Consider the following 12157-nt stretch of genomic DNA (forward strand, 5'->3'; position numbering starts at 1 on the left):
CCTTTTGGTTTTATAGAGCCTTTTATAAGAGTCGTTTTATAAAAGCCAGTGAGCCAACACCGCCGATAGCCCCACCAGTAACGCCACGCTGACAGCAATAGTGACGGCCAGGTTCAACCAGCGATCAAAGGCATTCGATCCCTGCTTTTTGCGCGTGGCACCTCGCCGAGCTTGCCGCATCATGGGTTACCTCGCTTTTATTGATAGCTCATGCGTGGATGCGGTCAGCACACCCTTCCCGTACCAGCACGCCACCATCATATACAAGATAAAAGTAAACGGTAGCGCCGTCGCTGCCCCAACGTAACCCTGCAATGGCCGCAAAAACGCCAACTGTTCCTGGAGTTCATGGCGTGGTTAATTACTGTGAACTTGCGCCTGGGTTTATGTTCCAATGCAGCATACACCTTCACAGGGAGGCTCGAATGCCAAATACCAATCGTGACCAACGTAATGCTGCCTGGCAAGCGGCCAATCAATGGCGCGCCCGTGCCGCACAGACACGCCCGACCGGCCTGGTGAGCAGCATAAAACTGTTCTTTACATGGCTGGCGGTGGGCGCACTGATGATAGTGGCCGTTGTTCTGGGCTTGATCTTTATGCTGATTGGCTGGGCTTTGATGCCATTTTTACGCCGTAAAATGAATCAGCGGATGGAGGAAATGCGCGCTCAGCAGGCACAGGATATCGGCACCGGAAGCGGACAGACGCATTCGGCTAACCAGCCTCCCCAAGGGGCACTTGAGGGCAGTTACGAAGTCAAAGACGACCCTTCAAACCGCTAATCCATGACAAACTGTAATCCATGACAGGCTGTCACTTGGGCGTCACACAGGTGTTATACGGGTGGCAGGCGCTATACAGGTGAGTAAAACCAGGCAAAGGCGGCAGCCAACGTCAGCGGCATCACCACCAGACTGCCCAGGTTACCAATCAGTACCAGCGACGCCACGTGATGCGGCGACAGCTTGTACTGTTCGGCGACCAGATAATTAAGCACTGCCGGCGGCAAGGCCGCAAATACGAGCAAAACGGCTAGTTGTAGTGGTGCTAGAGGCAAGAGCCACATAAGGGGTAAGGCAATTACCAGCCCGGATAGTGGGCAAAGCACAGCGCCTAGCATGCCCGTGCGCCAGTCGCTGAAATCAATCTCCAGAAGTCGTACGCCAAGGGCAAACAGCATCAGGGGAATACACACGCCTCCCAGCATATGCATGGCCTCCAGCAGCCAGCCTGGCAGCGGCACTCCTGTGACGTTGACCCCAAGCCCAAGCACGCTGGCAAAGACGATGGGCATACGCAAAAGGCGCCATAGTGAAGTGCGCGGGTCCAGCATGTAAAGCCCGACCGAAAAATGCAGCAGCATTTCAATAATAAATACGACCACTGCCGCGGGCAGTGCTTCCTCGCCAAAGGCCAGGACAATTAATGGCACGCCCATGTTGCCGGAATTATTGAACATCATGGGGGGCAAGAAGGTCTTAACATCCAGCTTCAGCCATTTCACCAACGGCCATAACACCAGCCCCGACCCAAGCACCACGCAGGCGGCCGCCATTGCCAGCCAGGCGTAATCCGCCAACGGTGCCTGCCGGTCAGCCAGAACGGCAAACACCAGAAGCGGCACAAACAGCTCCATATTGAGCGTATTAAGGCTACGGATATCCGGGGTACGAAAGCGGCCATACGCCGCTCCGCACCCGGCAATCAGAAACACCGGCAGCAAGGTCGCCAGAATGTGCTGCAGCAATTAGCTTTCTCCCCCCAGGAAGCGCTCCCACAACTGGCTGACGGCTTCCCGTTCCGATAGGAACGCCTCACCGTCAAGTTCGGCTTTTTCTCCCGTCAGGGCTGCCCGATGTGTTTTGCTGCGATACGCCAGATAGGTGTCGCGCAGACGGGTCGCCTCCTCTTTGCTCAAGTAGTCGTTCTCCTCCAGCGTTTCAAGAATACGCATATTATCGCTGTAGGTGAGCAATGCAGGGGTTTGATCGGCGAAGGCCAGTACGGCGTACTGGCAGAGAAACTCGATATCGACCATACCCCCCGCATCCTGCTTGAGGTTAAAGGTATCGGCTTTTTTACTGGCCAGATGGTCGCGCATCTTGTGGCGCATTTTCACCACGTCATCACGCAACGTTTCCCGATCGCGGGGCTGAGCCAGAATAGCGCCGCGCAGCGCATTGAATTTACCGGCCAGGCGTTCGCTGCCCGCAACAACTCGGGCGCGCACCAGCGCCTGATGCTCCCAGGTCCAGGCATTATCGCGCTGGTAATCCGCAAAAGCCTCCAGCGACGTCACCAGTAGCCCCGCATTGCCCGACGGGCGCAGGCGCATATCCACTTCATACAGGCTACCCGCCGGTGTGATGGCCGTTAGCAGATGAATAATGCGCTGCCCCAGGCGAGTAAAAAACACCGGCGTATCAATTGACCGCGGCCCGTCGGTGGCGCCCTTGCCATCGCTGTCGTGAAGAAACACCAGATCCAGGTCCGAGCTGTAGCCCAGTTCGATACCGCCCAGCTTGCCGTAGCCAACGATCAGGAAGTCGGGGCTTTCCTGGCGCATTCCTGGCGGTGTGCCATGTTTGCGGGTCAGGTGCTTCCAGGCCATGGCCAGTACCGCTTCCAAAATCACTTCGGCGATATAGGTCAGGTAATCGCTGACTTTCATCAAGTGGCGCGTGCCGGCAATATCCGAGGCCGCCACGTGCAAGGTCTGGGCATGTTTGAAGACACGCAGCGCTTCCAGCAGCGCCTCTTCATCATCCTCGGGAATGCGGTTGAGGGTCTGGCGCAACTCATCGCTCAGGCGGGCTTTATCGGCGGGCGTGTAGAGCGACTCAGGGGTTAACAGCTCATCGAGCAGAATCGGGTAGCGAGCCAGATGTTCGGCAATCCAGGGGCTGCCGGAGCACAGCCGCATCAGGTGTTCAAGCGCATGGGGATTTTCGCGTAGCAACGCCAGATAGGCGGTGCGCCGCAGTACGGCCTCCAGCAATGGCTGCACCCGAGGTAGGGCCGTATCCGGGCTGTCACTCTGGGCTAACGCATCCAGTAACAACGGCATCAGTGCGTCCAGGCGTTCAAAACCGATGCGCTGCATACTCTGGACCTGGCGTGAGTGATACAGCCGCTGCAGGCGTTTGAAGGCTTCAGCCGGCTGGGCAAATCCCGCCTGGCTCAGATTGGCTTCAGCAACCTCCTCGTCAAGCTCGCCCCGCCACAGCAGACGCCACTGTTCCAACGCCTGGCTTTGGCTGTCGTTAGCGGTGTCGACATCCTCTTCGGGGTCTGCAATAACCGCATCAAAATGGCGTCGCACCCTGGCGCGGACTTCATCAAGCAGTGCCATCACGGCAGGCCAGTCCTCGCTGCCCAGCGCCAGCGCAACCCTTTCGCGGTCGAGGTTATCATCCGGCAGACGCTGAGTCTGGCGGTCTTCCAACCCCTGTAAAATGTGTTCCAGATCACGCAGAAACGCATAATCCGGCAGCAGCTCGTTAACCACGTCCTGAGGCAGCAGCCCCAGATCCGGCAAGCGTTTGAGCGCAGTTCGCAGCGATGTCACCTGAAGTTCGGTGTCCCGCCCACCGCGAATCAGCTGAAACGCCTGAACCACGAACTCCACTTCACGAATGCCACCCGGGCCAAGCTTGATATTGCTTTCGATCCCTTTACGTTTCACTTCACGGTTGATCATCGCTTTGAGTTCGCGTAGCGATTCAATCGCGCCGAAATCCAGATATTTGCGATACACAAAAGGGCGCAGACTGGCCAGCAGCTCATTACCTGCATCCAGTTCACCGGCTACCGGGCGCGCCTTAAGCATGGCATAGCGCTCCCATTCGCGGCCCTGGTCCTGATAATAGGCCGAAAGCGCAGCAAAGCTGCCCACCAGTGGGCCACCATCGCCCAGCGGGCGCAGGCGCATATCCACTCGGAAAGCAAAGCCATCGGCGGTCATCGCATCCAGCGACGCAATCAGCTTCTGCCCCAGTTTGGTAAAATATTCCTGATGTTCCAGCGACTTGCGCCCACCGGTCGTATCACCATTTTCAGGAAAAGCAAAAATCAGGTCGATATCTGATGACAGGTTAAGCTCACCCGCCCCCAGCTTGCCCATTCCCAGCACTACCAGCCGCTGCTCGCTACCGTCATCCCGCAAGGCGGGATAACCCCAGCGCGGTGCCAGAAAGGTTTCCAGCCAGCCAAGTGCTGCTTCCAGGCAGAGTTCTGCGAGCATGGTCACCGCCGCTGCCGTGTCCCACATGGTGTAACCTGCCGGGCGATTAAGATCCCGCCAGACAATGCCCAGCATCCGCCCACGCCGAAAGCGCCGAATCGCCTGATGCATTGCCGCTTCGTCATCAGCCTCTGCCAGGCGCTCGGCAAGCCAGCTTGCCTGGGTCTCACGGTCTGGCGTGCTGTCCAACTCACCAGCGATGTCCAGCTCCAGCAGTAGTGAAGGCGTGCGCACCAGGGTATCAAGAGCAAAGGTGGAAATCGTGATGACCCGTAACAATGCCGCCCGGCGCTCGGCCGAAAGGCCTGCCCAACTCTCGGAAGGCGGCTCCTGGCCCGTCATTGACGCAACGTTGTCAGCTTGCGACAAGGCTTCATTCAAGCGCGTTCGTGCTTGCTCAGCAGGCTGTTGCAAAGGCACCGGCAGTAAATCCAGTGCGAAACAGGCATCATCCAGTTGCATCTTATCCCTCTCAGATCGCGTTCGCGATTACCCGAAAAATTTCTGCCAGCCAAGCAGCCCCCAGGCCAACCCTGCCAGTAGCAGTGCCAGCATCACCGCTGCCGAACCGATATCCTTGGCGCGCCCGGAGAGCTCATGCTTCTCAGGCCCAATCCGATCCACAACGCTTTCGATGGCGCTATTCAGCAATTCCGTGATCAACACCAGAAAGCAGCTGCCAATCAGAATCAGCCAGCTAACCGGGTCATCCGCCACCCACCAGGCAAGCGGGAGCAGCACCAAAGTCAGTACAACTTCCTGACGAAACGCAGCTTCGTGATGAAAGGCGGCTTTCAACCCTTTTAGCGAGTAACGTGTTGAATTTTTTAAGTGTTTCAAGCCTGTATGGCTGGGTTTCATCGCCTTTCCTCATTTTACCCGCGGGCAGTCGCGCCGCATTAATTCCTTAGAATCATACCGTCAAGGTCTTGCGTAAGCGGTGTCAGTACATCCGACCAGCTTAAATACGGGGTGTTGGCATTACCATTCACCATGACACTAAAAACACCCCAGCGACCGCTTGACGTACGGAAGTAACCCGCCGCCGCACGCACCGCAAACGGTTGGTTCAAGGTGCCGGTTTTTATCATGACATTGTTCTGAAAGGTATCGGATCCACGCCGGATAAAACGCATGACGCCATTGACGGGTGACTGAAAAGCGGCCACAAAGCTTGGAAAAAGCGCTGTTTCATGAAACATTGACTCCAGCATCACGTTTACACCGTGAGCGCTGGTACGATTGCTGGTGGTCAGGCCGCTACCACTTTCAAAAGTCGCTGGGCCGTGGCCCGGCAGGCTGGCGGCGAAGGCTTCCAGTGCCTGCCCGGCCTGACGTAATTGCGCGCGGGGCGTTTCCACCAGGTTGAGCGCCATCACATCAGCCATGTAATTATTGGAGTAATTCATGGTACGCAGCAGCAGTTCCTGCAGCGGCTTGCCATCCACTGCTGCCAGTGTATTCGCCCATTGCGGCGGGCGCTCCGCGCTAACTCGGGGCGCGTCCGTCAGCGTAATGCCCGCCTGGATAAGCATGGCATTCAGCGTCTGGGCGGTTTGCTGCGCACTGTCGCTGGCGCCACGATAAATGTCGCGTGCCATGGCGTTGGTCGAAATCTGCCCACTGATGCGCATGACATCGCCCGCCGCATCTGTCACCCGCACAGCGCTCAGCTCAGTACCGCTGTTATCCGGCTTTGTAGTGACATTATTTTCGATGCGCGTCATCGAGGTAGGGCCATCGCAATGGGTGATAGTGGCCGACTGCCCCGCTGAATTGGCGGGGGCGACATTCACGCACCAGCTGCCAAAGTTGACGCCAGCCGACGACAGCGGTGCGCTATAACTGTTGCCAACTCGAGTGCGAGCATTGCAACGGTCAGTCGTCAGGCATTCTACCGGCCCAAAGCGCCATTGATTGACCACCAGCCCACCACGAATCTCACGCACACCAGCCTGGCGAAGACGCTGCACCAACCGCCATAGATCCTCACTGGTCAGGCCCGGGTCACCACCGCCATCAAAGATAAGATCGCCCGGCAGGACGCCATTGCTATTCATTTCAGCGAGGCTCACCAGACGCGAGGTGAAACGATGCTGCGGGCCAAAGCGGCTTAAGGCCGCTGCCGCCAGATAGGCTTTTGTTACCGATGCGGGGGAGCGCAACTCCTGGGGATTAATGCTGCCAAGGGTGGTCTTGGAACCATCAAGCAATCGCGCTTCGGCACTGATAACAAAACCTTTCTGCTGCAACTGGCCTAGGCGGGAAAAATCCGCCATCGCCAGAGGGCTCGTCATTATTGCCATACACGCAACAGCAAAGGAAAGCACACAGCCGATGCCTTTGTGTGATAGGGAGTGTCGCCACTGCTTGCCGAGCATATCCATCTCCATGTTATTGCTTATCCTCTACTTTACTATCTGTATGCCTGATATTCATGCGTCTGATTGCTTCTTGCGGTCAATGCACGCTCATCTTTGAAAACACCTGAAGGACCACGACGCCAGCGACAATCAGCGCGATGCCCAGCACACCAGGCAGGTCAGGACGCTCACCGAACACCACCATACCGACAAGCGTGACCAGCACAATACCCAACCCGGCCCAAATGGCATAGGCTAACCCGACAGGTAAGGTACGCAGCGCCAGCCCCAGCAGATAAAAAGCGACGCCGTAACCAACGAGCACCAGCAGACTGGGCCATAACCGGGTGAAACCTAAAGAGGATTTCAAAGCACTGGTGGCGATCACTTCCGCCACAACCGCAAGCACGAGATAAATAAATGTCATAGAGATTCCAGTGTCACGGCCAAACGCCACAGCGTTTGGCCACTTTGTGCGTATTTCGCTTCAAAAGGGGTCAGGTACTCACCTTGAGGGTCATAGGCTTCGATATGCGCCTGCTGCCCGGTGACCTGAGCGACGGCTTGAGCAAACTCTTCAATATACACAGACCAGTTGGAACGCAGCTCCAACTGTCCACCGAGTGCCAGTAACGCGGGCAATACGGGGTGTCCATGCCAGCGCATTTTCAACCGGGACGCCTTAGGGTAAGGGTTAGGGTACAACAGGTAATGGCGCTTGGGCGCCCACCCAGCATCCACTGCCAATCGCCAGAAATCTACCAGATCCGCCCTCACCAAGCAGGCATTTTCCGGCACGGCGCCATGATCCCTCCCCAGACGATCCTCGCTGCGATCGACCCCGATCACCGCATGATCAGGAAACGCTAACGCCAGCTTGCGCGTAGAAATTCCGACACCGCAACCGGCATCCAGAATCAGAGGGCGTGCCTGATGATTCAGCCACTGCGCGGCCTGTTCGAACGCCGTCCGGGTATGTTCAGCGATGGGTTTGCGCAACGGATGCTCCAGCGCCCTCGCGACACGCCGACTAAGGTCATCATGGGGCCCCGTCTGATTAGAGAACACTGCCCGAGAACGTTGCTGCATGACTCTACCGCCCAACTTGTTGCGAAAAAGATAAAGATTCTACCAGTCTGTTAAGCATCCAGCATGACGCCATTGCATACCCGGTGCTATGATCATTACCCAGTAAATAATGACGCGTCTACAAGGTTCCACAACAAGACCCGTTGTCTGCTATGGTTTTAAACCACATTTTAGGCTTTTAACCACGTCTTGGTTTTAACTATATTTTGGTTCTTAACTATGTTTTGGCGACTTCGTAACGCTGTCTTTAACCACAACCGCACCACGAGGAACCCGGCTTGTCACACTTACCGGTGATTGTCGGCATGGGCGGCATCAATCCCGCCGGCAGAACCTCGGGCCATCAGGCCTTTCGCCGCACCGTGCTTGATGCACTCCCTGCTGAGCAGCAACGCCAGACACTTCATAGCCTGGCCACCCTAATGCGCCTCGATACATCCGCTACTGCATCAGCGGATGAAACGCTGCGCGATACGGTACTCAGGCGCACCCTGATCCGCCGCAACGAAGACCCGCGCTTCAATACCCCTGGAATGCCTGCCAATCGTCGTGCAGCGCTGAAACTCGACACACCGCTGCGCTTTGAACTCCGACGCCGCGAGCTGCCAGAACATATTCCTGAACACTGGCAGATACGCGAGCTTGACTCGCGACGTGTTGAAGTCAGCGTACCGGCCGGTGATTTCAATGTGTTGCTGCCGGATGCCCAGACGCCACGTGTGCGCGCCGCCGGGCAGCTACCCAGTGGGTTTGACCCTGCCGCCCTTTACCGCAGCGTTCACCATCCGCGTGGCCTTTCCATGGCGGTTTTCAGCGCCAGCGACTGCCTGGGTGCCAGCGGCTTTGTATGGGAAACCCTGCGCCAGCAGCTGGACCCCGACCAGATCGCCGTTTATGCCGGTAACTCGATTGGCCAGCTGGACGATGAAGGCTGGGGCGGGCTACTCAAAAGTCTGGTGAGCGGCCAGCGGGTTAGCTCCAAGCAGATGCCGCTGGGCTATGGCCAGATGCCAGCCGATTTCCTCAATGCCTATGTGCTGGGCAGCGTCGGCGGCACCGGTGCCGCGCTGGGTGCTTGCGCCAGTTTTCTGTATAACCTGCGCCTGGGCATTGATGATATCCGCGCCGGTCGGCGTCGCGTTGTCATGGTCGGCACGGCTGACGCTCCCATCACGCCGGAAATTATTGAAGGCTTTCGCGCCATGGGCGCCCTTGCCGACGACGAAAGCCTGAAGGCACTGGATGCCGTCAGCCTGCTGGGTGATGCGGACTATCAACGCGCCTGCCGCCCTTTTGCGCGCAATTGCGGCTTCACCATGGCAGAGTCCAGCCAGTTCGTAATGCTGATGGACGACAGCCTGGCACTTGAGACCGGTGCCGATATTCTTGCGGCTGTGCCTGATGTATTCGTGAATGCAGACGGTTTCAAGCGCTCTATCTCCGCGCCGGGCATCGGTAACTATATTACCCTGGGCAAAGCAGCCTCCCTGGTGCGTAGCATGCTGGGCGAACAGGCCCTACAACAGCGCACTTACCTGCATGCCCATGGCACCAGTACGCCCAAGAACCGTATCACCGAATCCCACGTATTTGATGAAATTGCACGTGCCAACGGCATTACCCGCTGGCCGGTGGCGGCTATCAAGGCGTTTGTCGGACATTCACAGGGGTCTGCCGCCGGTGACCAGTTGATGAGTGCACTGGGCAGCTTCGCCCATGACCTAGTGCCCGGCATCCCCACTCTCGATGCAGTGGCTGACGATGTTTACGCTGACCGCCTGCTATTTTCTCAGGCCAGTCAGGCGTTTCAGGCCGATGCTGCCTTCATCAACGCCAAGGGCTTTGGTGGCAATAACGCTACCGGCGTGGTGCTTTCCCCCGGAGTGACTGAGCGTTTGCTGACTCAGCGCCACGGCAAGGCGGCCATCAACGCCTGGAAAGCGCGCCGCGAAAGCGTCAGAGACGCCGCTGCCAGCTACCTGAGTCAAGCGGACAACGGCCACTACCAACCCCGTTATCAGTTTGGCGAGCAGGTACTGGAAGGCCCTGAGCTGGACATTCACGCCGACCACATTACGATTCCGGGCTACCATAAAGCGGTTTCACTCAGCGTGAACAACCCGTTCGGCCAGCTAACGGACACGCCACAGGATGACGAGGAATTGTGATGAATATCGCTGTCTACCCCGGCACTTTCGACCCCATCACCAATGGTCATCTGGATTTGATTGAGCGCGGCGCGCGCATGTTTGACAAGGTGGTGATAGCCGTAGCGGAAAGCCCCGGCAAACGCCCTACGTTTGATCTGGCAACGCGCAAGATGCTGGCTGAAACCGTGTGCGCGGAATTTCCAAACGTAGACGTTATCGGCTTCTCCTCGCTGCTGACAACCATGATGTACGAGCAGAAAGCCACCATTATTCTGCGTGGGTTAAGAGCCGTATCGGATTTTGAATATGAGCTGCAGCTGGCTAATATGAATCGCGCTCAGAACCCGGAGCTGGAAAGCGTTTTCCTCACACCCGCCGTGGAAAACTCGTATATTTCTTCCACGATGGTGCGTGAAATCGCCCGACTTGGGGGCGATATTTCCCCTATGGTGCATCCTCAGGTCGCACGGGCGTTGCATGAGTACTTTTCATAAGCGCTTCACATAAGCACTACAATAGTTGACCATCATGCTATTGTTGAGTAAAACACTCAGGTATCTTTCACTGTAAAGGTGAGTGATAGCACCCTACGCGAGGTAACCCCATGGCCCTGATGATTACTGATGAGTGCATCAACTGCGATGTCTGTGAGCCGGAATGCCCCAACGACGCCATTTCCGCAGGTGAAGAGATCTATGTGATTGACCCGAACCTGTGTACCGAATGTGTGGGCCATTACAATGAGCCCCAGTGCCAACAGGTGTGCCCGGTCGACTGTATCCCCCTCGACCCGGAGCGGCGTGAAACCCATGATGAACTGACGGAAAAGTATCATCGCATCACCGATAAATAAGCGATTGTGATGCGTTTATCTGCCGTTCCTGACTATCACTAAGCCTGCCTTGACGTGACAACCCGTTCATCTGCTCCACCACGCCAGCGCATCTGGGCACTGGCGTGGCCCATCATACTTTCCAACATCACCGTCCCACTGCTGGGGCTGGTGGATACGGCGGTCGTTGGCCACCTGCCAGACTCTCGCTACCTCGCATCGGTCACTCTCGGGGCTACCCTGTTCAGTTTTCTGTATTGGGGATTCGGTTTTCTGCGCATGGGGACGACAGGGCTGACCGCACAAGCCGTTGGACGGGATAGCGCCAGCGAAGTGCGCAACCTGCTGGGTCAGTCGCTGATCATGGCGCTGGTGATCGGCACACTGTTAATTGTGTTTGCCACACCGCTGATTTCGCTTGGGTTATGGTTGCTGGACGGCAGTGACACAGCCACCCCGCTGGCGCGTGAATACGCCAATATCCGGATTTTTTCAGCGCCTGCCGTACTCGCCAACTATGCCATTCTGGGCTGGTTTCTCGGCCAGCAGAATTCACGCGTCACACTGATGATTCTGGTGCTTACCAACAGCGTCAATATTGTATTGGATATAGGGTTTGTGGTCGGGCTGGGCATGACCAGTGATGGCGTCGCGTGGGCCAGCGTGCTAGCCGATTATTCCGCGCTGTTGCTGGGCGTTGTGCTGGTGGTACGCCAACTCAAACGGCTGGACGGACACTTCCTGCGTCATCAACTGCTCGTATTAAGTGCCTATTACGCCCTGTTCCAGGTCAATGCTCACCTGTTTGTCCGCACCCTGGGGTTACTCTTTGCCATGGCGTTTTTCACCGCTCAGGGCGCGCAGCAGGGCGATACGATACTGGCCGCCAATGCCGTGCTGTTACAATTCATCATGCTGGTCAGCTATGCACTTGATGGGTTCGCCCATGCCACCGAATCGCTGGTAGGACGCGCTTTTGGCAAACGTGACTGGTCAGCGTTTGCAACCACCGTAAAAGCCGCCGCACGTTTTTCCTTCTGGACAGCCCTGGCGGCGTCGTTGGCATTTGCGCTGGGCGGCAATGCGTTGATCGCGCTGCTAACGGGCTTGCCTGACGTCCGTGCTACCGCTGCCGTTTACCTACCCTGGATGGTCGTGATGCCACTGCTGGCGGTCTGGAGCTACCTGCTGGATGGCGTTTTTATTGGCACCACCGCCGTCAAGGAAATGCGTAACAGTATCTTTATCGGCCTCGCCGTCTACCTGCCTGCCTGGTGGCTATCCCAGCAATTAGGGGCCTGGCACAATCACGGCCTGTGGTTGGCTTTTACCCTGTTTACGCTGGTGCGCTCTGGCGTGTTGATGGCCTACTATCGTCATTATCGGTTGACTCGTTGGTGCGACTGAAGGAAATATGGATCCAGCAACATGGAACGACCAGAAGTACTTGATTAACGTTAACGCAAGATTGATTATT

Annotated in this window: 12 protein-coding genes; 5 read left to right on the forward strand and 7 right to left on the reverse strand. The window is 56.9% G+C overall.

Going from position 1 to position 12157, the window contains the following annotated elements:
* Positions 1-36: 36 nt before the first annotated feature.
* Positions 37-183 carry a hypothetical protein gene (locus ACU6TU_RS14520; protein ID WP_447142099.1) on the reverse strand — a complete coding sequence of 49 codons (147 nt, stop codon included), beginning with the start codon at positions 181-183 and terminating at the stop codon, positions 37-39.
* A 242-nt stretch (positions 184-425) separates the two neighbouring features.
* On the opposite strand from ACU6TU_RS14520, the gene ACU6TU_RS14525 reads away from it, so the two are divergent.
* On the forward strand, positions 426-785 hold the full coding sequence (locus tag ACU6TU_RS14525; RefSeq protein WP_447142100.1) for a hypothetical protein: 360 nt from the start codon (positions 426-428) through the stop codon (positions 783-785).
* A 71-nt stretch (positions 786-856) separates the two neighbouring features.
* Here ACU6TU_RS14525 and ACU6TU_RS14530 read toward each other — a convergent pair whose 3' ends face one another.
* From ACU6TU_RS14530 to trmB, 6 genes are all read right to left on the reverse strand, one after another.
* Positions 857-1750, reverse strand: coding sequence for an AEC family transporter (locus ACU6TU_RS14530; RefSeq protein ID WP_447142101.1), 894 nt, complete (start codon positions 1748-1750; stop codon positions 857-859).
* The gene (gene glnE, locus ACU6TU_RS14535; protein WP_447142102.1) at positions 1751-4708 is read right to left on the reverse strand and encodes a bifunctional [glutamate--ammonia ligase]-adenylyl-L-tyrosine phosphorylase/[glutamate--ammonia-ligase] adenylyltransferase; all 2958 of its coding nucleotides are present in this window, start codon (positions 4706-4708) and stop codon (positions 1751-1753) included.
* A gap of 27 nt (positions 4709-4735) precedes the next feature.
* A complete protein-coding gene (locus ACU6TU_RS14540; RefSeq protein ID WP_447142103.1) occupies positions 4736-5107 on the reverse strand; it encodes a diacylglycerol kinase in 372 nt (123 codons plus the stop codon).
* 38 nt (positions 5108-5145) lie between these two features.
* Positions 5146-6552, reverse strand: coding sequence for a D-alanyl-D-alanine carboxypeptidase/D-alanyl-D-alanine endopeptidase (gene dacB / locus ACU6TU_RS14545; protein WP_447144267.1), 1407 nt, complete (start codon positions 6550-6552; stop codon positions 5146-5148).
* A 154-nt stretch (positions 6553-6706) separates the two neighbouring features.
* The gene (locus ACU6TU_RS14550; RefSeq protein WP_447142104.1) at positions 6707-7036 is read right to left on the reverse strand and encodes a DMT family transporter; all 330 of its coding nucleotides are present in this window, start codon (positions 7034-7036) and stop codon (positions 6707-6709) included.
* A complete protein-coding gene (trmB, locus tag ACU6TU_RS14555; RefSeq protein ID WP_447142105.1) occupies positions 7033-7698 on the reverse strand; it encodes a tRNA (guanine(46)-N(7))-methyltransferase TrmB in 666 nt (221 codons plus the stop codon). The genes ACU6TU_RS14550 and trmB overlap by 4 nt, the downstream gene beginning before the upstream one ends.
* Before the next feature lie 305 nt (positions 7699-8003).
* Between trmB and ACU6TU_RS14560 the strand changes: the two genes are divergently transcribed.
* The 4 genes from ACU6TU_RS14560 (at position 8004) to ACU6TU_RS14575 (ending at position 12087) form a co-directional block, all read left to right on the forward strand.
* On the forward strand, positions 8004-9866 hold the full coding sequence (locus tag ACU6TU_RS14560; RefSeq protein ID WP_447144268.1) for a beta-ketoacyl synthase: 1863 nt from the start codon (positions 8004-8006) through the stop codon (positions 9864-9866).
* Positions 9866-10342 (forward strand): pantetheine-phosphate adenylyltransferase, encoded by a 477-nt coding sequence (gene coaD / locus ACU6TU_RS14565; protein WP_447142106.1) that lies wholly within the window; start codon positions 9866-9868, stop codon positions 10340-10342. The genes ACU6TU_RS14560 and coaD overlap by 1 nt, the downstream gene beginning before the upstream one ends.
* A 110-nt stretch (positions 10343-10452) precedes the next feature.
* A complete protein-coding gene (locus tag ACU6TU_RS14570) occupies positions 10453-10701 on the forward strand; it encodes a YfhL family 4Fe-4S dicluster ferredoxin (protein ID WP_447142107.1) in 249 nt (82 codons plus the stop codon).
* A gap of 54 nt (positions 10702-10755) precedes the next feature.
* Positions 10756-12087: an MATE family efflux transporter gene (locus ACU6TU_RS14575; RefSeq protein ID WP_447142108.1), complete on the forward strand. Its 1332-nt coding sequence runs from the start codon at positions 10756-10758 to the stop codon at positions 12085-12087.
* The last annotated feature ends 70 nt before the right edge of the window (positions 12088-12157 follow it).

Source organism: Halomonas sp. LS-001 (genome assembly GCF_052983955.1).